The following is a 24,632-nucleotide window of genomic DNA, read 5'->3' on the forward strand; positions in this document are numbered from 1 at the left end:
GCACCGGCCGCGGATTCCGCAACGCGGAGAACTACCGGACGCGTATCCTGCTCACCAGCGCCGCGAGAACCGTAGCGTGAATACCCGCCACAGCAGGGTCATTCACCACGAACCGCGAAGAGCCGCTATAGCGGACGGTGCAGCAGCGGAGTCTTCTGCCGTCAACGACGAGCGCGCGTCTCGCGAAGCGGGCGTGATACTCGCGCTCGCTGACCGAGCATCACCGGGCACGCAGCAGGTCCTCACCCGAAGGGAAGCGCCTGCGAGCACCATTCTGCTGTTCCGCGACGATAGTCAGTCGTTCCGGGCGTACGCGGCATTCATCGCGCAGGAGTTGGAACGAGCTGAGCCAGAGTTGGTGACGACCGCACGCACCTATGCACTCAGCGATTGCAACGCCTCCGCAACTGCGGAGATGCTCCAGGTGGACCGTCGGACGGTCAGTGACCGGCTCCACCGGATCTCACACCTGACAGGACTCGAGATACCCTCATTCGCGTCGAAAGTCATCATCTACCTCGCGTTCATCTCTCCCGCATCGCGATACTGATGCGGTGACTTCCCAGATGGGAAGTCACCGCACGCTAACTGCCTCATCGCGAGACAGTGACACAGGTAACAGTTGTTCCTAGGCTGGTTGACATCTGAGCTGCGAGGCATAGAAGTCCGGTTCACTGTGGCGCCGGGCAGTACGAGCACACGCTCCGCAGCTCCTGTCGGAAGCGGGGATAGTCATTCCAAGGTCCATGAATGCCAGCAGCACCCGTCTTGCAGCAGTCATCGCAGTGCTGACCCTGGCCCTCGCGGGATGCGTAGGTGGTCCGGCAACAGATTCTGACACCGTGCGGGCCCGTTTCTCCGCGGATCCGCAGAGTTTCGACCCTGCCAAGCTGGTAGGCAGCGATGACTACTACGCAAGCCGCATGCTGTTCGACACGCTTCTGCGCTATGACGACGATGGTGACATCGTCGGAGGTCTCGCTGAGGACTGGGACTTCGACGCTTCGGGCGGGACAGTCGAACTCGCTGACGGCGCCACGTGCACCGACGGCACCGCCATCGACGCCGCAGTAGTCGCTGAGTCCCTCAACCGCTTCGCATCGCCGGATACCCAATCCGGCTCGAAGATCCTGGTCTTCGGGAATGGCGACGTGACTGCGAGTGCGAAGGACTCGAATACTGTCGAGATCAGTCTGAGCGAGCCGTTCTCCGAGCTGGATGCGGGCCTGACGATGGTCGCCTCTGGGATCGTATGCCCAGCAGGACTCGAGGACCTCGACGGGCTGTCTTCCGGCAGTGTGCCCGACGCGTTCAGCGGACCGTTCACGCTGGCTTCCGCGACCAGCGGAGTCGAGTACGTGATGGAGCTTCGCGATGACTACGACATGTGGCCGGACTTCGTCAGCCGATTGGACGGTCGACCACCCGAACGGATGTCGTTCTCAGTCGGGAGCGATGTCGCAACGAACGCCAACGAGGTCCTGGGCGGATCGCTCGACGTGGCTGGGGTCAGTCCCACCGACACGGAACGGTTCCCCAACGTGGCTCTCGTCTACATCGGTGAGCAGTACATCGTGTTCAACCAGCACGACGCCAGCCCCTTCCAGGACGAAGACCTCCGTCGTGCTGTAGCCAGAACTCTGTCTGGTGAGGCGTACAACGAAGTCACTTACGCGGGCAGGAGCGAGGTGGAGTACACGATGGGAGATTCGGGGATGCAGTGTGCGAACACCGACGAAGGGCTCGTCGAGGAGTATGACCGCGAAGCCGTCCAAGCGGAGGGACTGCTCGAAGGAGTTGAGATGGTGTACTCCGCATCCAACTCGTTCGGTCCGAATGGAATCGGGGCAGAGTACGTGTACCAGGAGCTCAGCGATGCCGGTGCACACGTGGATTACCAGATCGTCGACAATTCGACATGGGCATCGCTGGTCCTGGGGCCGGACGCACCGTCATGGGACATCACCCTGTTCGGCACCGTCAATCAGACGAACACGCTGTGGACCGGGGTGAGTCGGATCATGGGGGCACCGATCGAGGACGGCGGTCGAAGTATGTCGCGTGCCGACAACCCGGAGGGCGAGCAGCTGGCCGACGAGGTCATGCGCACTACTGATCAGGACGAGAAATGCGCGACGTATCAGGAGCTCCAGCAGAACTTCCTGGAACGCGTCGATGTCGTCCCGCTGACAGCGAGTGTCGAGGTGTTCGCGCTGGCTGATGGCATCCAGTATGAGCCGCCCAACTCCCGGATGGACTACACCGCCGTCCGCGTCGCAGATTGACCGAGGAGCGGCAGATGACAAGTGTGCACAGCACCGTAGAAGGTCGCCTCGGCCATGGCGTTCCGCAGCGGTTGATTCCGGCATGGGTCGGAACTCCGTGGGCGTGGTTCCTCACCAGGAAGCTGGGGACCCTTGTCCTGTCATTCGTGTTCCTCGTCATCGTGACGTTCTCCATCGTCCTTCTCATTCCGGGCGACGCCGCCCGCGCGGCAGCCGGCCCGGACGCCTCACTGGAAGTGGTCGAGGCGACACGCCAGACGCTCGGCCTGAATGACCCCGTCTGGCAGCGGTTCCTCACGTACGTGGGTGACATCTTCTCCGGCACCCTCGGAACCTCATTCCGCGTCGGAACTGTCAGTGAGCAGATCGCCGTGCGCGCGCCATACACTCTCGTCGTCGCTGGCGCGTCGATCGTGATCACACTCGTTCTTGCCTTCATCCTCGGAGTCGGCGTGACGGTCCTTACTCGCAATGGTCGCCGCACATGGCTGGCCCAGGCGTTCAGTTGGGTCACGGCAGTCATCGACGCAGTCCCCGTCTACGTGCGTGGCACGCTTCTCATCATCCTGTTCGCCCTCACACTCGGAGTCCTCCCGGCAGGCGGAGCGCAGCAGCCATCGTCCTACGTCCTCCCGATCGTCGCTCTCGCGATCGGTCCGGTGTGCTCTCTCAGCCGCATCGTGCGCCGGGAAGCGGAGAGCGCCCTCCAGGCGAACTACATCCGCACTACAGAAGGATGGAGACTCAGCGGCCGAGTCGTGTATCTGAAGTACCTTCTCCCAAACGTGGTCACGGCTGCTCTCACGCTGTCCGGTCTCATGCTCTCGGGCATGATCGGCGGTGCGCTGGTGATGGAGCAGGTCTTCTCCTGGCCCGGACTCGGAACGAGCGTCGTGAACGCAATTCTCACGCGCGACTATCCAGTCATACAGGGCACGATCCTGGTGCTCGGCATGGTCGCAGTCATCATCAACATCCTGATTGACGTGGCTCTTGCAGCAGTCGACCCCCGCCACCTCCAGTCGAGGAGTGACGCATGAATGAGACGCGCCGTCGCAGACGCGGCAATGCGGTGTTCTGGGCCGGGGCTCTGCTGATCGCTGCGTTCGTCGCGATCGCTGTCATCGGGCCGATGGTCTTCTCCAGCTCGGCGAACGGGATCGACCCGCTGAATGCCCGAAAGTCGCCATCTCTGTCGAACTCCTTCGGGACAGATGGATTCGGACGGGACATTCTGGCCCGGGTGATAACGGCAACGCGTTTGACGTTGCTGCTCACCTTCGGGGCCAGCATCATCTCATTCGCCGCGGGCACGTTCATCGGCGTTGTCGTACGGCTACTCGGTCCCCGCCTGCAGGGTGCGATCCTGCAGGTCAATGCGGTCGCTGTTGCATTCCCCGCACTCATTCTCGCGCTTGTGGTCGCAGCTATCCTGGGCCCAGGCTCAACGTCAGCGATGGTTGCAGTGGGTATCGCAGGAATTCCCATGTACATCCGTCTCACGTCCACTCTCGCCGCGCAGGTCGTGAACGAGGACTTCGTGAGGATCGCGGAGCTCCAGCGCGTGCCGCGGGTCGTCGTCGCGATCCGCCACGTATTGCCCAATGTGGCCATTCCGCTCTCGGTCGCCGCGGCGAACTCGACTGCATTCACGCTTGTCGAGCTGTCGAGCCTCTCGTTCCTCGGACTGGGAGTCCAAGCGCCAGAATATGATTACGGTCGTCTTCTAAACGAAGGCCTGGCCGAGATGAGCAGCCAGCCCTGGGGCGTCTTCGGACCAAGCATCGGAATGGTCGCTCTTGGTCTGGGCATTCTCCTGTTCGGCGACGGCCTCGCCGCCATGGTGGATCCTAAGATGTCCGCGCCGCAGGGTGCGATCACGCGCTTCATCGAGAAAGTGAAGTCCGGCACTCGCACCTCGACGCGGTCAACCGCAGAGCCCGAACCTGCAGTGGCAGTGGAAAATCTCAGTATCGGCACGATCAGCGAAGCCGGTGACCGACACACGCTTGTGAATGGCGTCTCGCTCCATATTGCGCCTCAGGAGATTCTGGGGATCGTCGGCGAATCAGGCTCTGGCAAGTCCCTCACAGCGATGAGTATCGCCGGACTGGCTCCGAACGGGCTGTGGCGCACCGCCTCCGGGATGCGCATACGCGAGACAGACATGCTGAACCGCCCTGCTCCTTCTGTGCTCGCCCGGACGGTCTCACTCATCTACCAGGACCCCATGTCGACGTTCAGCCCGTCACTTCGCCTGGAGAGTCAGCTCGGCGACGTCTTCCGCGAGCATATGGGCTGGGATAGGGACCGGATCCACCGTGAACTGCTCGAGGCTCTCACATCGCTGAGCACGCCGAACCCCGAGCGCGTCCTGAGCCAATTCCCTCACCAGCTGTCCGGAGGACTCTTGCAGCGGTGCCTCATCGCGCAGGCGCTGCTGCTCGACCCTGAACTCCTCATCGCCGATGAGCCTACGACCGCACTCGACGTATCCGTCCAAGCCGACGTGCTCCGCAAGATCTATCGATTCCGCGCCGAGAGCGGTGCGTCCATTCTTCTCATCTCCCACGATCTGGGTGTCGTCGAGGAGCTCTGCGACCGCGTCCTGGTCATGTACCGGGGTGAGTTCGTGGAGGAGCTGACACCTGCTCAGATACGGACTCGCAACGTCAAGCATCCCTACACGCAGCGCCTTCTGGACGCCACATTGTATTTGGAAGCAGCTCGCGAAGGAGGAGACCGTTGAGTTCCCAGAAGACTTCGTCTGCGGTGGTCGACAGCGTTTCGAGCGTCAGAGTCGAGGGGGTCTCGAAGAAGTTCGGTCACGGCGTCCGTGCGAATCACGTACTGGATTCAGTGTCCTTCACCGTGGAGCAGGGTCGCTCAGTGGGGCTGGTCGGCGAGTCCGGCTCGGGTAAATCGACCATCGCGAAGATCGTGTGCGGGATGTATCGCTTGGACGCAGGTCGGCTGAACATCACGGGGACCGAGATCACTCCAGGGCAGCGGTTTCCCACTGCTGTTCAGGACGCTGTGAGCTTCATATCGCAGAACCCATTCTCGTCCTTCAACCCACGCCTATCCATCGGCCAATCGCTTACCGAGGCACTCTCGCCCCTGACGACTCGGCCGGCCAAACACAAACAGAACATCGCCGACTGGCTCGAGCGCGTGGGGCTGCCCGCGGACAGCATGAGGCGGTTTCCTCACGAGTTCTCCGGCGGACAGCGCCAACGTCTGGCAATAGCACGCGGGCTCATCCGCCGCCCGGCCGTCGTCGTAGCTGACGAGATCACGTCGGCATTGGACATGTCCGTCCAAGTGCAGGTGCTCAAACTTCTGGCTGAGCTGCGGCGTGAGTACAGCTTCTCGATGCTCTTCATATCGCACGACCTGTCCGTGGTTCGAACTGTCTGCGATGACGTCATGGTGATGCAACGCGGATCGATCGTCGAGCGAGGAGCCAGCCACGACGTCCTCACACGTCCGTCACATCCCTACTCCCAGCAGCTATTGGATTCGATTCCAGGATCACCCGGGTTCTCACTGACCGACTGACCCATATCGTCAGATGGGTAAACCGCCACACCAGCGAGGAGCGCGTCCATATGAACACTCAGAGTCTCCCCACCCCCTTGAAGGGTGGCCTGCGGGTCTTCTCCAATGCCCGCGTCTTGGCTGGTGATCACTTCACGGGCCCCTGTGACGTCATCACCGCGCAGGGACGTGTACGCGCAATCGTTCCCGCCGGGACTGGTCTCGCCGAAGCGACGTCCCCACTGGAGCAGCCCGCTGTAACGGACGTAGACGGGCAATATCTGATGCCCGGATTCGTCGAGTCCCACGGCCACCCTGTGAGTCACGGGATCAACCGTCTTCAGCTCGACATGCGGCCGGCCGCCGTCAGCAGCATCGCGGACATCCGTACAGCCGTGCGACGGAGCGCCGAGCGCAGCGCTCGAGGTTCTTGGATAGTCGGGGCCGGATTCGACGAGACATATCTCAGTGACGGCCGCATGCCTGACCGCGGGGACCTCGACGAAGCCGCCCCGGACCACCCTGTCGCCATCGCCCGCACCTGCGGTCACATGCTGGTGGCGAACTCTCGCGCTCTCGCGCTCTCCGGCATCGACGAGGCCGTCGAAGACCCACTCGGTGGCAAGTTCGTCCGCGATTCGACCGGGAGACTGACCGGTCTGGTACAGGAGGACGCCACACGGCTGATCGCGCAGCCCGAACCCGACGACGCTATGCGAGAGGAGGGCTTCTCCCTCGCACAGGACGACTTCCACTCGTGGGGAGTCACAACTGTCAACGACGCTATCGCCGAGCCGTCGCACATGCGCTTGTATCAGCGGCTCAACACCACCGGTCAGCTCCGGGTCCGCATGCGGCCCTGGCTGTACGCGATCCCTTTCTCCGGTCGTGAGGGTGTCCTCGACGACCTGGTTGCCGCCGGCATAACGTCAGGGCTAGGCAACGACATGCTTCGCGTGCAGGGCGTGAAGTTCCAGCTCGACGGCTCACTCGGAGGCCGAACTGCCGCGCTGTACGATCCCTACGCAGGAAGCGATAACCGCGGAATCCTGACTCATCCGACCGAGCGCCTGATCTCAGCTTTCCGCACCGCCGCACGCGGTGGACTTCGCATGGCGATCCACGCTATCGGCGATGCGGCGATCGGTCAGGCTCTCGAGGCATTGGAGAAGTCGGGAGAGCTGCCATGGATCATAGCCAACCGCAATCGCATCGAGCACTGCTCATTACCCACGCCTGAGCAGTTGGACACGATGGCCCAGTGGAGTCTCATCGCATCCTCGTCCATAGGGTTCGTCTACAACCTGGGAGATTCGTACCCCGAGGCGCTGGGAGACGAACGAATTGAACGGCTGCTCCCGCACCGCGATCTCATCGCACGCGGCATAGTCGCTCCCGGGAACTCCGACGTCCCTGTGACGTCCGGCAACCCGTGGCACGGCATCTTCGGTGCCATCACACGCACCACTCGTACAGGCACCGTCCTTGACCGGAAGCAGAGCATCACCCTTGCAGAGTCACTTGCGATGTATATGACGGACGCGGCTTATGCGAACTTCGAAGAGGACCGCGCAGGGATGGTTGCTCCGGGCGCTTTCGCGGACTTCCAAATCTATGATCGAGACCCGTTTGCTCAGGCGCCGGAAGAACTCCTGGAGCTCTCCCCCGAGTCGGTGTTCCTATCAGGCAAGAAGGTATACGAGCGCTCAGAACCTGTCTGAGTCCGATACGACGCAGCAAGAACCACGGTCGGCTCTTCGTCCACTTCAAGCACTGAAGGAGAAGCATGGAGATCACCCTGCCCACGGACTGCGGCAATGCCCCGCGGATCGCCATCGTCAGCGACTTCGTCGTCGCCTGGGCTGCCGGAGACATCGACGCCATGTCACCGTGGATCGCGGACGACGTGTCTTGGTCGATCATCGGCGCGCAGACGCACCACGGCCCGGACGCTGCAGAGGCAGTGGTCCCCGAGCTCTCCCCCGTACGCATCGACATCGCATCGGTCATCACGCACGGCAGACTCGCCTCGTGCGACGGATTCCTGGACGACGGCACGACGCGGATCAGCTTCAGCCACGCCTTCCGCTTCTCGAACACCACGAAGACCGGCCGCGTCGCCGAGGTCCGGACCTACGTCATCGAGTCACAGGTCGACTGAGCACGCCGCTGAGACTGCTGTCGACGGGCACAGTTCCGTTCTGCGGACCTGCCTGAGCCCATTTCCGCACCGTTGAATGCCGTGTGCCGGCCTGCGTTCTGCAGGCCGGCACACGGCATTCAACTCTCCACGCAACCGCTGTCCGGCTCACCGCCGCCGGTCATGGTGTGACCGGCGGCGGCTGGCGCGCTTCCGTCAGGCGCGGTGCCTGCGGACCGTGTACAGGTACACGCCCGCACCCAGTGCGATCAGCGCGAGACCTGCACCCAGTGCGCCCCAGGGGGACATGCCGGTACGCGGCAGCGGGTCGCCGCCATCCGGCGTCCCCTCGCCACCCGGATTGCCCGGCGTACCCTCGTCGCCCGGCTCACCCGGCGTACTGTCGTCACCCGGCTCACCCGGCTCACCCTCGTCGCCCGGCTCAGCCGGCACCTCGGGCACCTCATCGGCGTCGATCGTGTTCGTCAGCGTCACCTCGGCGGTGGTGCTTTCGCCGATCGTCACCGAATCCGTGCTGAACTCGTGACCGGTCCACTCGCCACCCTCGACCGAGGTCGGAGCAGCCTCCGTCAGCTTCAGTTCCGCACCGTAGGGCAGAGCACTGCTGGTCGTGACCATGCCGTCGGCACGCACGATCAGCTCACCGCTGCCGGCCTCGAAGCCGTTGCCCTCCGAGTAGGAGTACTCGACCGTGAACTCGGTGGTCGGGTTGACCAGCTCCGCTCCGGTTCCGTCCAGAGCCTTCACCACGGAGAAGTGACCCGCGCCCAGCTCATTGACGTTCGTGAGCAGGACGTCGACCGTCGTGCCGTCACCGATCGTCAGCGTGTCCGTGCTGAACGCGAAGTCCACCCACGTACCGCCTTCGATCTCGACGGGCTCGACCTCGGCCAGAGTCACCTCGGCGCCGTACGGCAGCGGGTCACTCTTCACGGTCTCGCCATCGGCTCGCACGATCAGTTCACCGCTGCCGGCCTCGAAGCCGCTGCCGGCCGGGTACGAGTACTCGACCGTGAACTCGGTGTCAGCCGGAACCAGACCGGAACCTGATCCCTCCACACTCTTCGTCACAGAGAAGAAGCCGTCGTTGAGACCGACCGTGTTTGTCAGCGTGACCTCAGCAGTCTCACCGTCACCGATCGTGACGGTTTCCGGGCTGAACTCGTGGCTGACCCACTCTCCACCCTCAAGGGGCTCGGGTGCGACCTCGGACAGCGTGACCTCCGCGCCGTAGGGCAGTGGATCGCTGGTCGCGACCGTGCCATCCGCCTTGACCGTCAGCTCACCGCTGCCGGCCTCGAAGCCGTTGCCAGCCGGGTATGAGTACTCGACCGTGAAGTCGGTATCCGAATCCACCAGCCCCGCACCGGACCCTGCGAGAGCCTTCACCACGGAGAAGTGACCCGAGTTGAGGTCATTCGTATTGGTCAGCTCGACCGCGACCGTCGTGCCGTCACCGATCGTCAGCGTGTCCGTGCTGAACACGAAGTCCACCCACGTACCGCCCTCGATCTGCACGGGTTCCACCTCGGCCAGAGTCACCTCAGCGCCATACGGCAGCGGGTCACTCTTCACAGTCTCGCCATCCGCCTTCACGACGAGCGAACCACTGCCCGCCTCGAAGCCGTTGCCCGCGGGGTACGAATACTCCACGGTGAACTCCGTGTCAGACGGGACCAGGCCGGAACCGGATCCCTCCACGCTCTTCGTGACAGAGAAGTAGCCCTCATTGAGGCCGAACGTGTTCGTCAGCAGCACCTCGGCGGTGGTGCCGTCACCGATCGTGATCGTAGACGGGCTGAACTCGTAGCCCTCCCACGTCGCCCCTTCGATGTTGATCGGCTCCGCCTCCGTCAGGTGCACCTCGGCACCGTACGGCAGCTGCCCGCTGGTAACGGGGGTGCCGTCTGCGGACACCTCGAACTGTCCTTCACCGGCTTCGAAGCCGTCCCCGGCCTCGTACTCGTAGTGCACGACGAAGCTGGCGTCGTCCGGAAGCAGACCGGAGCCTGCACCGTCGAGTTCCTTGGCCACGGAGAAGTTGCCCGTGTTGAGCTCGATGGCGTTCTCCAGAACGACCGCAGTGGTCTCATCCTTGCCGATCGTCAGGACATTGCCCTCGGTCCACGAGACATCGGTCCATGTGCCGCCCTCCGGATTCTCCGGAGCGACTTCCTCGAGCGTCACCTGCGCACCGGCAGGCAGGTCGGTCACGACCGCCGGATCGCCCCCGGGTGTCACGACGACCTCGCCCTCGCCGGCCTCGAAGTTCGGGCCTTCGGGGTAGGAGTACTTCACAGTGAACTGAGCATCGTCGGCCACGAGGTGGTCGCCGGTGCCGCTGACCAGCTTGTCGACGCTGAACCCGCCGAGGTCCAGCTCGATCGTGTTCGTGAGCGTCACTCCGAAGGTGGTCTCGTCACCGATCGTGAACGTCGAGTGATCGAAGGCCGAGCCGGTCCAGGTCGCAGCCGCGATGGGGCCGGGCTGGACCTCGGAGAGAGTCACCTGCGTGTCGTACGGCAGCGGCTCACTGGTCACGGCCTCGCCGTCGTTCAAGACGGTGAGCGTCCCCTCTCCGGTACCGTTCTCAGCGCCGAGCGCCTCCGGCAGCACGTAGGAGTAGCCGACCGTGAAGGCGACGGCTTCGTCGACGAGGTGCGACGCATCGCCCTCGACGACCTTCTGCACGGAGAAGTCACCGTTGTTCCACGCGATCGGGTTGTCCAGATCGATCGTGACGACCTGATCCTTGGTCACGGTGAACTCGGTCTGGCTGAACTGGGGCTCGCCCCAGCTGCCACCCTCAGGATCGACCGGGGTCATCTCCTCCAGGGTGACCTTCGCGCCTGACGGGATCTTCGGGCTGACGTCGGAGACCTCGCCGGCTGCCACGGTGAGGTCACCGGAGCCGCCGGAGAATCCGTTGATCCCCTCATAGCTGTAGGACACGGTGAACTCGGTGCCCTCGGGGATGAGCTCCTGCCCATCGCCCGAGGTCGACTTCATGACCTGGAACTGTCCGAAGTCCTGCGTGATCCGGTTCGTGACGTCGACGGTGACATTGGCGTGCTCGCCGATGGTGACCGTGTCGGGCGAGAACTGCGGAGCGTCCCACGTCGCGCCCGGGATATTCGGCACGCCCGTTTCACTGAGGCTCAGCACGGCGCCGATGGGCAGATCACCGCTGGTGACGACGTCGCCGTTCGCAGGCATCTTGAGCTCACCGGATCCGGCTGCGAAACCCTTCTCCGTGTCAGCTGGATAGCTGTAAGCAAGGGTGTACTCGTGGTCCGCCGGCAACGTGATGCTGTTCGGGTTCTCGATGAGCTTCTTGGCGGAGAAGCTGCCCTTGTCGAGGACTGCACGGTTCTTCAGCGTCAGCTGGGTGACCTTACCGAGGTTCCCGTTCTCCGCGCTGAAGGTCAGCTCCGTGACCTCGTTGCCGTCGGCATCGACGAACACCGGGTCGTCCCATGTGACGTTGCTCGGATCGGTCGGCTTGACCTCGTTGATCGCGACAGTGGTCCCGCGCCAGATCTCCGGGCTGAAGAACGAGTCGCCGGCGCGGAAGGTCGCGGTGCGCTCCTGCGCGTCCTGACCGTCCTCCTGGTACGTGTAGTCCACCTGGAACTCCGGGTTCAGCGTCGTGTCGCCGGTGAGCTCCTTCGTCAGCTGGAACTTGCCGAAGTTGCGTCCGACGACGTTGCCGCCACCGGAGGTGCGGGTCGTCGTCGACTTCTCGATCGTGCGCTTCTCGCCCGCGATCGTGTACTCGGCGCTGTTGTAGAAGACGCGGTCGCCGTTGGACTTCAGATCACCGGGGGTGTTGACGTCAACCAGCCACTGGACCTGGTAGAAGGCCCCGTCGGTGCCGCGTGTGCAGTCGACGTCCTCGCCCTGGTTCGTCGTGCAGTCGCCCGCCTTGTAGTCGGACCGGCGGCCCTCTGCAGTCGTGAAGTCGACCGTGAGGTCGTCGTTGCTCCACTCGACGCGATCAGCCGCCATCGTGCGGTAGTCGAGGGACTCCCGGCCCCAGCTGTTGTACGAGATGGTCCTGGCTTCCAGGACGCGCGGATACGTGCTGGTCTTGACGAGGGAGTAGTCATCCGGATCCATGACATCGGTGACCGTGACGTCGTCGCCGACCGTCATGCCCTGCTCACCGGCGGGGAGGTTGACCGTCCAGACGATCTGGTCTCTGATGTTGTCGTACCAGCCGTACTTGCCTGCGCCCTGCGAGCCGTACTCGCAGTAGTCGTCGCACCAGTTGACGTTGCGGTGCAGCGTGACCTCGTTCTGGAACTCACCGAAGTCGAAGGTGTGCTCGATCGTCTCCGTGTTGGTGAACGAGGAGCTCACACGGATGAAGAACGATCCGGACACGTCGTACGGGTTGTTCTCGATGAAGTCCGCGTCAGCGGTGCACGTGATCGTGTTGTTCTCGATCAGGCACTCGCCGGCGGCCTCGCCATCTGGCCCCGCCATCGAGAACCGATCGTTGGAGGCGTTGAGGCCTTCAGGCATGGCCAGCTTCACGGTGACGGGGTTCTGCGCCTCGCCGTCGATCTCCCAGGCGACATCCAGACGCTGAGTCGTGCCACTGGCGAATTCGTCGTTCTGGAAGCTGATGTCCGTGAAGACGATCGGGCTGCCCGCAGCGGGCGCTTCCCCGTTCGCATGTGCCGTCACCGGCAGCATCAAGGTGGAGCCGAGCGCTAGGAGAAGCGCCAACAAGTAGGTCGTGAAGCGCGCATATGCGCCTGGTGGAGCTTTGAGGCTTGCGAACATGATGTCCTTCTGCTGAACCGACGGGTACGGGACGCGACCCCCGCATGTGGGTGCCGCCGCCCACTTGCGCGGGCTTCCGCAAGAAGCCTACGAACGCGGTCAGTGTTCCCTGGATGAAAACTGAGAGGGTGAACGGAACTTCACCCTGAACTTCACCCCCTGGCGTTCCAACTCTCGTACGATGACGTGTGCAGCGCCGAAGCTGTGACCAGGAATGGGACGAGAGGCACCCGTCATACATGTACGTACGATCAGCTCCCACCCATCTCGTCGCAGAAACGAACCATCCAGCCTGGCTGCGCTTCCGCACAGGACTTCTGGGAACTGAATCGGTGCTCCTCATCCACGCTCCCTCAGGGCTTGGTCGAGGATGGTTCGCACAGTCGTGGTCCGACAGCGACGACGTGAGCATCGTGCACGTCGGCGAAGGAGTGCACCCGCCGCGCAGCAGCGCGTTCACCACTGCGCGTTCACTCACTGACGCGATGCAGATGTATGAACAGCAGCTCAGAGACCAGCCGGACTCCCCCACCGCACCGCGCCTCGCGCTCGTCATCGACTCCAGTGCACTCGACTGGGCCGCTCTGGCCGATCACCATTGGCGCCTCGCGCGCACCTCCGACCTCCTCATGACCGTCACGGAGATCACTGAGGCGGCAGCAGCTCTCCAGCAGGACCCGCCGCACCGTGCGGTCCAAGCTCAGGTCGCGGCTCGCCTCCTTAGGGTGACTGGTGGCTGGCTCGAACCGACCTTCACCCTCCTGCACGACCCCGCTGCTCTGACGCGAGCGCACGAAACGATGCTCCCGTTCCTGTCGCGCTGGATCGTCCAGCTGGACGACGGCTGGGAGATGGCGAAGGCGGCGTTCCTCGAACCGATCACCGAGAAGTCCCTCGCCGCCTTCTTCCGCGAGGTCCACGGATCCCCGCCGTCGATCGACGACCTGATCTCCGCAGGTCTCCTCGCAGTCGATGAGACAGGCACTCCTTTCATGCCCGACCTCATCCAGTCATGCCTGCAGGCGCTGGTCCGGCAGAACGACCGTGCGCTCGCGGATGATCTGGTCGCCGTGGCCGTCGATGCGGTAGCCGAGACTGAGAACCTCGCCTCGGCGCTCCAGCACGCAGTCTCCCGCCGACACTGGGGAGCACTGGGAGATCTGCTCATGGAGCGCTGGACCGAGCTGTTCACCTCGGACGCCAGGGTCGTGAGGGCCGTCGTCGAGGCCATGCCCACCGCGATCGTCGAACGGTGGCTGGGGGATTTCTCCGGCACCTCCATCCGCCTGCTGAAAGGGGCCGGACCGGACGGCATGTCATTCGTGCTGCCCGATGGATCAGTGGAATATGAACGTGACGGGCTCGCTCAGCGGCTTCGTGCGAAGACGAGGAGCCTCTATGGGAACCCGGGACCGAAGGCGCTGTCCTTCGGCCTCCTCGAGGTCGGGTACCTGCGACTAGCAGGACACGACGCTCAAGCGGCTATCGCTGCTCGCCATCTGCTGTCGGCGCTGGAAAGAGCGCAATCCGCGCAGCGCATCCGTCCGGTGCTGGCCTCCGTCGTGAATCTCCACGCCGGAGTCTCCCTCGCAATAGGCGGACACTATGTCGCCGCCTATTCGAGCTACCGTGCTGCCTTCTACGACGTTGCGGGGTCCGGCCACCACTTCCTCCTGTCCGACACCACGTCCAAGCTCGCACTCCTCACAGCAGTGCGCGGAGATACTCGCGAGGCACGCGAATGGATCACCGAACACGACAGATGGGTCGGGAAGGTCGGGTGGGGCCAGGAGATGGTCACCCGCAGCACCCGCCTTGCACGCGTGCTCGTGGCCCTTGCGGAGCTCGACCTCGAGGGCGCAGACGCTGCGCTGCGCGCTCTCCCGTCCACTCCGGACAGCGACGAGATGTGGCAGGTCCATGCCCACGTGCTCGCAATGCGCGACGTTCTGGCCGGTCAGCCCCGGCAAGCGCTCGTCAGCATCGCCGCGATGCGATATCAGCGTCCTCATCCGTCACAGACGCAGCTGGCGCAGCATCTCTTCGCGATCGCTGAGCACACGGCACGGGCGGCGAATCAACTCGGAGCACCAGCCGTAGGACCCTCGGAGACGCTGGCTCAACTGCCGGAGCTGCACCTGCTGGAGGCCTGCAGGGTACTGCTCATCGGTGATGTCGACCGCGCTGCGCATCATCTCAGTCAGGCGCGCTCCGACGGGCTCGGAGAGCGGTGGCTGAATCTTGCCATGCAGCTGCACATCATCCTGGACAGACAGGACAAGAGCGACATGGTCGAATACCTCGTCGACGACGTCGTATCCGAACAGGGCGCGCTGGTGGATCTGGCACTGCTGCAGCGTCACGCGGTGCTCACAGATTCCGACCTGAAGAAGCTGTCCAGTACTCAGCGAGCGCGGCTGGCCACGATCTCACCGGTCGTCGAACAGGACGGCGCCCGGCCCGCCCTGACCCCGCGGGAGCTCGAAGTGCTCGATGGACTCCGGCAGGGACTCACGCGCCGGCAGATCGCTGAGCGGCAGTTCCGATCGGAGAACACGGTCAGGTCCCAGGTCAGGAGCCTCTATCAGAAGCTCGGCGCCGGAACGCTCGACGAAGCCCTCGAGACGGCGCGCCGCTGGGGATTGTGAAGCAGGGGCTGCGAGGCGCATTCCTCACCCCTCCGCGACGCGATCCTCCAGCGCCTGAGGGTCCACCAGCGTGACCGCATCATTGTCGACGCGGATGAGCCCATCAGCAGTCAGCCGAGCCAGCGCTCTGCTCAGCGACTCGGGAGTCGTCCCCAGCAGTGAGGCGATGTCCTTCTTGTCCAACGGCAGCGTCACCTGAGCTGTCGTCCCCTGGCGCAGAGGCAGCTGCAGCAGGAAATCCGCGAGGCGGATGTCGACGCTGAGTGTGCCGAGCGTCAGGTCCTTCTCCGCTCGGGTGAGCCGATCCCCCAGAGTCCGCAGCATCCGCATCGCGATGTCCGGATAGTCGTCGACGAGTTCAGCGAAGTCCTCGTGGACGAACACGCACAGCTGGGTATCGCCCAGCGCAGTCGCCTCTTCCGCGGTCGTGTCACCGGAGAGGAACGCGTGCTCTCCCACCGTCTCGCCGGGCTGTGCCACACGCAGCAGCCGATTCCGACCATTGGGCATCGTGCGGCTGAGCTTGATCTGGCCGGTGTGCACCACGAACATCGATCCGACCCGAGCACCGGCGACATGGAGCACGTCGCCACGTTCCAACCGCATCGGCCGGGCCCTGGATGCCACCAGGTCCTGCTGTTCGGGAGTCAGCCCGGCGAAGATCGGGACGCGCCGCACGCAGTTGGTCTCTTCGCTGTGAACCTCACGCAGCGGAAGCATTCTTCGCATACCTCTGGACCATACCGGGCTGTGCGGGTTCATTCCCTCCACGAGCACTCCCACAACTCGCATCTCCACTCCCCTTCAACAGCCATCTTCGCGCCCCTTGACGAACGTCAAGGACTGTCCGCCCGCGGCTCCATAGTCTGAGAACAGCTCCTAGGAACACGGAGACGAACCACACGACTCAGTCGAAAGGAACCATCATGACTGCCTCCACCACCACTCACACGCTCCTTCGGGCCGAAGGCTTCTCCTGCCCCTCCTGCGTGCACAAGATCGAGAAGCAGGTCGGTCGGATCAAGGGTGTTGAGAACGTGAAGGTGCACTTCGCCACGGCCCGCATCGAGGTCGACCACGACGAGTCGCAGGTGTCCGTCGACGATCTCGTCACCGCTGTCGACAAGGCGGGATACAAGGCGGCTCCCTCCTTCTTCTGACATCCCGCCCCACCCCCCCCACCCGCGATCAGCCCTCCGCGCGATCCGGCAGCATAGAAAGGTCAGCCTCCGTGAATGCGCTTCAGAAGTGGTGGAACGGCAACTGGTCCATCCCGGTCACCGCCGGAATCCTCATCCTCCTGTCGTTCGGGGTGGAGCACCTCGCCGGCGGCACTTGGAACTCTGTCGTCGGTCCGCAGTGGTGGATCGACGCCGGAGAGCACGCGCACGGCTCGGGCCATGCCTTCACCCTGGCGAACCTCCTCATGCTCGCAGCCGCCGTGATCGCGGGCTACGGCATCGTCCTCAAGGCGATCCGTGCTCTCACTGCGCGGCTGATCAGCATCGATCTGCTGGTTTCGATCGCTGCGATCGGCGCCGTCCTCATCGGAAACTTCTGGGAGGCCGCCGCGGTGACCACGCTCTTCGCGATCGGTCACGCGCTTGAAGCCGCCACGATGAACAAGACGCGTTCGGCACTGGCCGCGCTCGTCGCCGTCGCCCCCGATTCCGCGGTCGTCGTACGCGACGGCGAGCAGGTCGAGATCCCCGCTCACCAGGTGCGGATGGGTGAGATCGTCCTGGTCAAGAACGGGGCGAAGGTCCCCGTCGATGGTCAGGTGGTCGCCGGCACGGGTGCTGTGGACGAGGCCTCGATCACGGGCGAGTCCATCCCGGTGGAGAAGGCGAAGTCGGACCAGGTCTTCGCGGGAACCGTCTCGCGCGGAGGCTTCCTGCAGGTGCTCGCGACGGGAGTCGGAGCGGACACCACGCTGGCGCGCATCATCCACCGCGTGGAGGAGGCTCAGGACGCCAAGGCGAAGACGCAGGCGTTCATCGACCGGTTCTCCACCTGGTACACGCCCGGGGTCATGGTCCTCGCGCTGCTCGCCGGTCTGATCACCCAGGATGTCGTCCTCGCGCTGACCCTGCTGGTCATCGGCTGCCCCGGTGCGCTCGTGATCTCCATTCCGGTCGCCATCGTCGCCGGGATCGGCCGCGCCGCCCGCAACGGCATCCTCATCAAGGGCGGCGAGTACCTGGAGACCTCCGCGAAGATCTCAGCCGTCGCCGTCGACAAGACGGGCACCCTCACGGAGGGTCGCCCCCAGCTCACGGACGTCGTGGTCCTGGATCCGTCGCTCGATCGCACAGCTGTGCTCCGATGGGCGGCCGCCGCCGAGGCCGGATCGGAGCATCCGCTGGCCCTCCCGATCCTGGAATCGGCTCGAGAAGAGGGAGTGGGACCCTCCGGCTTCCCCGGAGACGTGACGCCGGTTGCCGGCAAGGGCATCGTCTCCACCGTCGACGGCCAGCGTGTCCTGATCGGCAACGCGCCGCTCTTGGAGCAGTACGAAGTCGTCGATGAGCGCGGAGCCGGCGAGGCCGCGCACACGCTGGCCGCTGCCGGCAAGACCCCGATGATCATCGCCGTCGACGAATCGGTGATCGGCGTGATCGGCGTGGCCGACCAGATCCGGACGGACGCACCGGAGATGGTGTCCCGTCTGCACTCCGCCGGCGTGGAGAAGGTCGTCATGCTCACCGGTGACACACGTCTGGTCGCGGAAGCCATCGGACGCGCAACCGGGATCGACGAGATCCACGCCTCGATGCTGCCGGAGGACAAGCTGGACGCAGTCGCCCAGATGCAGCGCGAGGGTCACACGGTCGCCATGGTCGGCGACGGCGTGAATGATGCACCCGCTCTGGCCACTGCCGACATCGGCGTGGCGATGGGTGCCGCCGGCTCCGCCGTGGCTGTGGAGACCGCCGATATCGCACTCATGGGCGACAACCTGCTGAAGCTGCCCGAATCGGTCAGCCTGGCGAAGCGCACCGTGAGCGTGATGAAGCAGAACATCGTCATCGCACTCGCCACCGTCTTGGCACTGCTGATCGGCGTCTTCGCCGGTGGAGTGACGATGTCAATGGGCATGCTCGTCCACGAGGGCTCCGTCCTGATCGTGATCCTCAACGCGATGCGGCTCATGCGCAACGACGTTCATTCCACGGCGATGCCGAAGACCGCACGCACCCCGAACACCCCGCACAGCACACACGAAAGGAACACACTCGCATCATGACTGAGACGCATTTCAGCATCCCGGGCAACATCGAGCACTTCACCATCGCGGACATCGCGAAGGACAGCCAGGACTTCCGGAAGGTGATCTGGACCGGCAGGCACTCTCAGATCGTCCTCATGTCAGTGCCTGTGGGAGGCGAGATCGGCGACGAGGTGCATGAGAGCACCGATCAGATCCTCACCTTCGTCTCTGGCACCGGTCACGCGGATCTGGCCGGCGAGACGCATACGATCGGGGCCGGTGACCAGTGCGCCGTTCCTGCCGGTGCGCAGCACAACTTCCGCAACACCGGTGACGAACCACTCGTGCTGTACACGGTCTACTCCCCACCGGAGCACGCGGCGGACGCCCAGTACGCTACGAAGGAAGAAGCCGACGCGGTAGAGGCCTCCGGTGAGGACACCCCGCCGCAGGCCTGAGAACGCACGCCGAGCCCCGCCGGATTCACGCGCGACGGGGCCCGACACTCGAAGAGGAGAGTCAGATGTCCACAGTGCTGGTCTTCACGCAGTACGGAGGAGCCGAAGCCCAAGAGTTCATGGACCGCGAGCTGCCGCCGCCGGGCCCGTCACAGGTCGCGCTCGAGGTGAAGGCTGCAGGTGTGAACCCCGCGGATTGGAAGATCCGCGCGGGGCAGATGGGAGATCACTGGCAGCTTCCAGCACCGATGGGCCGCGAGGCGGCTGGCATTGTGACAGCGGTGGGGGTCGACGTGGATGGAATCGCGGTCGGCGATGAGGTTGTCGGCCTCGCGGCGAAGGGCCACGGAACATTCGCACAGCACACTCTGCTGGATGCGAAGCAGACCGTGCTCAAGCCCGAGGAACTCTCCTTCGCCGCCGCCGCGGCTCTGCCGGTCGCCGGCGCGACCGCCTACGACGTGACGCACCAGATCGAGTTGGAGCCTGGCCAGACCATGCTCATCCTCGGTGCCGGAGGCGGAGTGGGATTACTCGCCTCCCAGATCGGGAAAGTCCACGAGTTCACCGTCATCGGAGTCGCCAGCGCTTCGAAGCAGCAGATCGTCGAGTCCACCGGTGCCGCATTCGTCGAATCCGGGCCCGGTGCCGCTGGTCGTATTCGGGAGGTCGCTCCTGACGGTGTGGATCTGCTGATCGATCTGGTCGGCGGGCAGGCCCTGCGCGAGATCGCCGAGGTTGTGAAGGATTCGAAGAACATCGTCACCACCGCGGACCCGGACACTGCAGAGCAGCTGGGCGGCTCCGGTGTGAACCGGACCGCCGAAGGCGTGCAGAAGATCATCGAGGTCGCCCAGTACGGCTTGGTCGACCCGCATATCGGCCGGCGATTCTCACTCACCGATGCGCAGCAGGCGATCGCATCAGTGGAAGACGGCCATACCGCCGGCAAGGTCATCGTCGAGCCCTGATTCGGAGACGGCAATGGAGATCAATCCGGACTTCCCACTGTGGCTGCGTGCCACACATCTGATCAATTTCGTCCTCATCGGCATGCTGCTGCGCTCGGGGTGGGAGATCCTGTCCTCGATGCCCCGTCTGTGGTGGCGGAACGACTGTGCTCCGGGCACGGAGTGGCTGCGGTTCACCCGTCGCAGGCTGCCCCAGGAAGAGGGTGTCTACACCTCGCTGATGGACGAGAAGTCCCTGTCTCCCCTGATCGGACTGCCCGGTCGGGAGAACATCGGACTCGGCAGGCACTGGCACGGGGTGTCCGTCATGCTGTGGGTGCTGAACGGCCTCGTCTACGTGGTCCTGCTGTTCGCGACCGGTCTGTGGCGGCGGATCATCCCCACATCGTGGGACGTCCTCCCCGAGGCGTGGGAGACGTTGACTGTGTACCTGGGCTTCGAGGCTCCTGGCATCGAGCACTTCACTCCATATGACTCCCTGCAGATGCTGGGCTACAGCTTCGTCATCTTCATCTTGGCGCCGTCCCTGATCCTCACGGGGATCGCCATGGCCCCGGCCATCCGTTCCCGCTTCCCCTGGTATGTCAAGATGCTCGGTGGCCACCAGGGCGCGCGTTCCCTGCACTTCATCGCGATGGTGATGATGGCCGGGTTCGTCGTCATGCACGTCGGGCTCGTGTTCCTGGTCCACGGCGACCACAACATGGTCCACATGGTGTTCGGCGACATCAGCACTGCCCGCGCTGCGCAGGCTTACACCATCATGATCGCCACCATCGTTGCTGCAGTGCTGTTCTGGATCGCGCTGAGCTACTGGTCACTGGCTGATCGGGCGCGGGCGCAGAGGTTCACGGCCGGGCTGACGGAGATCGGCCGGAAGCTCTTCCTCAATTGGCTGCGCCCTCGGATGAGCCGACAGAACGCGTATACGGACAAGGACATCTCCGCCTTCCACTGGACCAACGGACTGCCGCCCACCGTCGACGAATCACCCGAGTGGATCGAGGCCCGCAACACCGACTGGGAGGGCTACCGGATCACACTCGGCGACGACCTCGCGGGAACCGAGAAGACCCTCAACTTGGCCGATCTCAAAGAGCTGCCTCAGGTCTCCTACGTGGCGGTCCACACGTGCATGCAGGGGTGGTCGGCAACCTCGCGGTGGACGGGCGTGCGCCTGCGCGACCTCCTCGATCTGATCGGCCCGAGGCCGGACGGCGCCGAATACGTGCTCGTTGATTCGTATGGTCTGGCGCAGGAGATGTTCGACAACCGGCCGCGCGAACCGTTCTATGCGGTGTTGGACCTGGCCACCGTCTACGAGGACGACACGATCGTTGCGTTCGAACGCAACGGCGAGCCGCTGGAGACCCACCTCGGTGCGCCCGCCCGGTTGCGGGCAGAATCGAATCATGGCTACAAGATGGTCAAGTGGATCAGTTCGATCCGTTGGATCCGCGATTACGCCGATTATGGTGATGGACGGGGAGGCACCCGCGAGGACTCCGCACTCCAGGCATTCAACGGAAGGATCTAGACACCGATGGCATCTGAGATCGTCTCGTGCCGCTTCACGGTCAGCGGCATCCGCACCGACAAGGACGTCAAGAAGGCACTCCAGTCCCTGTACGACATCTTCGCCGAGCACGGGCTGGGCCAAGCGACATTCGAGGTGACCGGTGGTGAGCACGCGGACCTCGTCATCAAGCACCAGGCGTCCGTCGAGCCGGATCCCGACATCATCGACCAGGCGCTAGCCAGGGCCGGCGACTTCCGCGTCGTCTCCGCGGACCTCCACTCCGGCTGAGCAGTGGCAGGAGTCCTCCGGGACGACGGGGCCCCCGACCAGGACCTCGGGCGCGGGAATCTCGGCCACGACCTCGGCGTTCAGCCAGCATGAAGTCCTTCGGATTCTTGAGCTTCGGCCACTACGGAGCCCCAGCCAGCGGGTACACCGCCAAAGACATGCTCACCCAGGCGATAGATCTGTCCGTCGCTGCGGACGAACTGGGGGTGAACGGCGCGTCCTTCCGCGTTCACCACTTCGCCCGGCAGGCGGCCTCGCCCTTCCCGCTGCTGTCCGCGATCGCGGCACGCACCCGGCGCATAGAGGTGGGCACCGGCGTCATCGATCTCCGCTAGCGCATGTCACAGTTATGACGCTTGACCGGACGGCACGCTGCACCTCAGGTGCTCGATGCTCGGACTGCCGCGTGCGGATCCGGATCGCCCTCGGAACCGACGCAAATCACGATCCTCCTGTCACTGATCGCTGTACGCCATGCCCATGCGCTCACGGACCTCGGACAGCGTCGTATCCGCGAGGACATTCGCCCGGCGATTTCCCTCGCGCAACACCCGCGCAGCGATGCTGCGATCGGCCGCGAGTTCGGCACGTCTGGCCCGATGCTCGGCCAGGAACGCGTTGACCGCGTCGGTCGTGAACTGCTTGAGCGCTCCGCTGCCCTGGTCTCCGACCTCGGCTGCGACCGCCTCGGGTGTGGAGCCAGTACACAGGGCCGCCGTGGAAAGCAGGCCCGCCACGCCGGGGCGTCGATCCGGCTCGTAGGTGATCGCACGGTCGCTGTCGGTGCGGGTGCGCCTGATTACCCGGGCGGTTTCATCCTCGGTCATCGACAGCGAAATTGCGTTGCCGTACGACTTGGACATCTTCCTCCCGTCCAGTCCCGGAATCTCGGGGGCATCGGTGACGAACGCTTCGGGTTCAGGGAAGGTCATGCCGTAGCGTTCATTGAAGCGGCGCGCAACGGCGCGCGTGAGTTCGACATGAGGCAGATTGTCCTTTCCCACGGGCACGAGGTTGCCCTTGCAGAACAGGATGTCGGCGGCCTGGTGCACCGGGTAGGTCAGCAGCAATCCACTGAGCGCCCTGCCGGACGCCGCATGCTCGGCCTTCACGGTCGGGTTGCGGTGCAGCTCGGCCTCGGTCACCAGGCTGAGGAACGGCAGAAGAAGCTGATTGAGCGCCGGTACGGCGGAGTGGGCGAAGATCGTCGTGCGATCCGGATCGAGGCCGGCCGCGAGGTAGTCGAGGACTGCGTTGTGAACATTATCCGCGACGTTCGCTGAGGTGTCACGGTCGGCGATGACCTGGTAGTCAGCGAGGATGACGTAGGTCTCCACACCCCGCGCCTGGAGTCGGACTCGCTCACGAATCGTCCCGAAGTAATGGCCCAGATGGAGTGCACCTGTGGGCCGCTCGCCCGTGAGCACCCGGAACCTGCCGGGATCTGCAGCGATTCGCTGTTCGAGTTCGGGCATCCGAGCCCGGGTCGCAGTGTATGAATCCGTCATGATATTGCCTCTCAGATAGATGAGGGCTGCACGGATTTATAGACCGCGAGTCGTCGCAGGCTGCCGTGCAGCCTGCGGACATGCGTCACGTGGGCTGCGAGAGCAGCCACCACCACGAAGAGCACGTTAGGGAACGCATGGCCACCATTGTAGCTGAGGCAGGCACGATCGTCGGAAAGGTTACCAGCCACTTCGCGTCTTTGGTCGGAGTCACCTTTTCCAGCCCGGCCACTTCGGCATCCCTCGGTCCTTCCAGGTCTCAACTAACCTGGCGACCCAGCGGACAGACGCGAAGAGCCCGAAGCCGGCCCCGGCGATGCCCACGGCGACCACGAGCCAGCGCCCGATGCCGAGCCACACGCTCCCGTCCACGTCCAGCGCCCACTGAGCGCCCGTGATGAGCCCGGAGATGCCCATCCAGAGTCCCGCGACGACGACGGCCACCGGCAGGAGGACGAGGCACATCGCGGCGGCAGCCGACCAGAGCTGACGCGCCTCCAGCTTCGCCGTCGCCGCGATGATCCGCTCAGCCCGATCGTTCGAGGCGTCGAGGTTCGCCGTCATCGCGGCCGAGGCCTCCCCGGCGACCTGCTCGACAGCTTTCTCAACCCGCTCCTCGGTGCGCTTCTCGATCCGCTGCACCGCGCCGCCGACCTTGCTCACGAACTCCTTGTTCGCTTCGGCCTGTGCCGCGAACCCCTCAATCGCCGAGGCCGTAGCCGCGCGATTCCTCTGCGCTTCCGTGACCAAGCTCTGCGACGCGGCGTTCAAGCTGTCGCCGTTGAGACTCCGCGCGAACTCGCCGAGCGTGCTCGCGATCTCGTTCTGCCTGCTCTCGATACTCGCGATCCTCGCGGACACGTCGCTGGAGGGCGAGGAGGTCGACGCCGGGGCCGTGATCCGCTCCAGCCGCCTCGTCGTCTCCTCGTCCATGACCTTCACGAACCCCGCGAGCTTCTTCTGCTGCTCGGCCAGCCAGTCGAGCCTCGCGTTCTGCGCCTCGACGGCGGCGAGGATCGAGGTCAACGCCTCCATCGTCTCGGGGCTGCCGAGCTGCTGCCGCTGCTCGTCCTGCGCGTTCTGCTGCTTCAATCGATCGAGCGCTGCGCTCATGGTCCTGCTCCTTCTGCTGCTGGTGGTAGTCGAAGAACGCCTGCGCGCCCTCCGGTGTGAAGTCCGCCGAGAGGGCGCTCGTGCGCTTGCGGCGCTCGGCGCGCCCGGACTCGCCGCGGCGGTCCTCGATGTAGAGCGT

General features: G+C 64.4%; 18 protein-coding genes and 1 pseudogene. 15 read left to right on the forward strand and 4 right to left on the reverse strand.

Features of this window, described 5'->3' with window-relative positions; all coding sequences use genetic code 11:
• Positions 1-358: 358 nt before the first annotated feature.
• The 7 genes from BSP109_RS18005 to BSP109_RS12200 all read left to right on the forward strand — a co-directional run bounded on the left by BSP109_RS18005 (position 359) and on the right by BSP109_RS12200 (position 7,986).
• Positions 359-550, forward strand: coding sequence for a helix-turn-helix domain-containing protein (locus tag BSP109_RS18005; RefSeq protein WP_180959721.1), 192 nt, complete (start codon positions 359-361; stop codon positions 548-550).
• 196 nt (positions 551-746) lie between these two features.
• A complete protein-coding gene (locus BSP109_RS12175; RefSeq protein ID WP_101600970.1) occupies positions 747-2,285 on the forward strand; it encodes an ABC transporter substrate-binding protein in 1,539 nt (512 codons plus the stop codon).
• A gap of 14 nt (positions 2,286-2,299) precedes the next feature.
• Positions 2,300-3,325 (forward strand): ABC transporter permease, encoded by a 1,026-nt coding sequence (locus BSP109_RS12180; RefSeq protein ID WP_087008518.1) that lies wholly within the window; start codon positions 2,300-2,302, stop codon positions 3,323-3,325.
• A gap of 32 nt (positions 3,326-3,357) precedes the next feature.
• Positions 3,358-5,034 (forward strand): dipeptide/oligopeptide/nickel ABC transporter permease/ATP-binding protein, encoded by a 1,677-nt coding sequence (locus BSP109_RS12185; protein WP_180959722.1) that lies wholly within the window; start codon positions 3,358-3,360, stop codon positions 5,032-5,034.
• The gene (locus BSP109_RS12190; RefSeq protein WP_101600973.1) at positions 5,031-5,846 is read left to right on the forward strand and encodes an ABC transporter ATP-binding protein; all 816 of its coding nucleotides are present in this window, start codon (positions 5,031-5,033) and stop codon (positions 5,844-5,846) included. Before BSP109_RS12185 ends, BSP109_RS12190 begins: the two co-directional genes overlap by 4 nt.
• Before the next feature lie 50 nt (positions 5,847-5,896).
• The gene (locus tag BSP109_RS12195; RefSeq protein ID WP_101600975.1) at positions 5,897-7,546 is read left to right on the forward strand and encodes an amidohydrolase; all 1,650 of its coding nucleotides are present in this window, start codon (positions 5,897-5,899) and stop codon (positions 7,544-7,546) included.
• 65 nt (positions 7,547-7,611) lie between these two features.
• A complete protein-coding gene (locus BSP109_RS12200; RefSeq protein ID WP_101600977.1) occupies positions 7,612-7,986 on the forward strand; it encodes a nuclear transport factor 2 family protein in 375 nt (124 codons plus the stop codon).
• 195 nt (positions 7,987-8,181) lie between these two features.
• Here the strand turns inward: BSP109_RS12200 and BSP109_RS12205 are convergent, their stop codons facing one another.
• Positions 8,182-12,777, reverse strand: coding sequence for a DUF5979 domain-containing protein (locus BSP109_RS12205; RefSeq protein WP_146001149.1), 4,596 nt, complete (start codon positions 12,775-12,777; stop codon positions 8,182-8,184).
• A gap of 404 nt (positions 12,778-13,181) precedes the next feature.
• Here BSP109_RS12205 and BSP109_RS12210 point away from each other — a divergent pair, with 404 nt between their 5' ends.
• Positions 13,182-15,425 carry a LuxR C-terminal-related transcriptional regulator gene (locus tag BSP109_RS12210; RefSeq protein WP_180959723.1) on the forward strand — a complete coding sequence of 748 codons (2,244 nt, stop codon included), beginning with the start codon at positions 13,182-13,184 and terminating at the stop codon, positions 15,423-15,425.
• 24 nt (positions 15,426-15,449) lie between these two features.
• On the opposite strand, the gene BSP109_RS12215 is transcribed toward BSP109_RS12210, so the two are convergent.
• On the reverse strand, positions 15,450-16,154 hold the full coding sequence (locus tag BSP109_RS12215) for a Crp/Fnr family transcriptional regulator (protein ID WP_179207175.1): 705 nt from the start codon (positions 16,152-16,154) through the stop codon (positions 15,450-15,452).
• Between the two features lie 197 nt (positions 16,155-16,351).
• Between BSP109_RS12215 and BSP109_RS12220 the strand changes: the two genes are divergently transcribed.
• The 7 genes and pseudogenes from BSP109_RS12220 to BSP109_RS12250 all read left to right on the forward strand — a co-directional run.
• Complete coding sequence (locus tag BSP109_RS12220) at positions 16,352-16,585, forward strand: heavy-metal-associated domain-containing protein (RefSeq protein ID WP_087008502.1); 234 nt, start codon at positions 16,352-16,354, stop codon at positions 16,583-16,585.
• 71 nt (positions 16,586-16,656) lie between these two features.
• A complete protein-coding gene (locus BSP109_RS12225) occupies positions 16,657-18,672 on the forward strand; it encodes a cation-translocating P-type ATPase (RefSeq protein WP_101600983.1) in 2,016 nt (671 codons plus the stop codon).
• Positions 18,669-19,094, forward strand: a complete 426-nt coding sequence (locus tag BSP109_RS12230; RefSeq protein ID WP_101589922.1) for a cupin domain-containing protein — start codon at positions 18,669-18,671, stop codon at positions 19,092-19,094. The genes BSP109_RS12225 and BSP109_RS12230 overlap by 4 nt, the downstream gene beginning before the upstream one ends.
• 65 nt (positions 19,095-19,159) lie before the next feature.
• Positions 19,160-20,065 carry an NADP-dependent oxidoreductase gene (locus BSP109_RS12235; protein WP_101600985.1) on the forward strand — a complete coding sequence of 302 codons (906 nt, stop codon included), beginning with the start codon at positions 19,160-19,162 and terminating at the stop codon, positions 20,063-20,065.
• 13 nt (positions 20,066-20,078) lie between these two features.
• Entirely contained in the window at positions 20,079-21,602 is a 1,524-nt protein-coding gene (locus BSP109_RS12240; protein ID WP_101600987.1) for a molybdopterin-dependent oxidoreductase, read from the forward strand.
• A gap of 6 nt (positions 21,603-21,608) precedes the next feature.
• Complete coding sequence (locus BSP109_RS12245; RefSeq protein WP_101600989.1) at positions 21,609-21,872, forward strand: hypothetical protein; 264 nt, start codon at positions 21,609-21,611, stop codon at positions 21,870-21,872.
• Positions 21,873-21,961: 89 nt separating this feature from the next.
• A pseudogene (locus BSP109_RS12250) lies at positions 21,962-22,204 on the forward strand (LLM class flavin-dependent oxidoreductase); the annotation flags it as partial.
• A gap of 123 nt (positions 22,205-22,327) precedes the next feature.
• Here the strand turns inward: BSP109_RS12250 and trpS are convergent.
• Both trpS and BSP109_RS18010 read right to left on the reverse strand, forming a co-directional pair.
• Positions 22,328-23,380: a tryptophan--tRNA ligase gene (gene trpS / locus BSP109_RS12255; protein WP_101600990.1), complete on the reverse strand. Its 1,053-nt coding sequence runs from the start codon at positions 23,378-23,380 to the stop codon at positions 22,328-22,330.
• Between the two features lie 210 nt (positions 23,381-23,590).
• Positions 23,591-24,493: a hypothetical protein gene (locus tag BSP109_RS18010; protein ID WP_374700162.1), complete on the reverse strand. Its 903-nt coding sequence runs from the start codon at positions 24,491-24,493 to the stop codon at positions 23,591-23,593.
• Positions 24,494-24,632: the final 139 nt, after the last annotated feature.

The sequence above is a fragment of the Brevibacterium sp. Mu109 genome, assembly GCF_900169375.1.
Classification (GTDB): Bacteria; Actinomycetota; Actinomycetes; order Actinomycetales; family Brevibacteriaceae; genus Brevibacterium; species Brevibacterium yomogidense_A.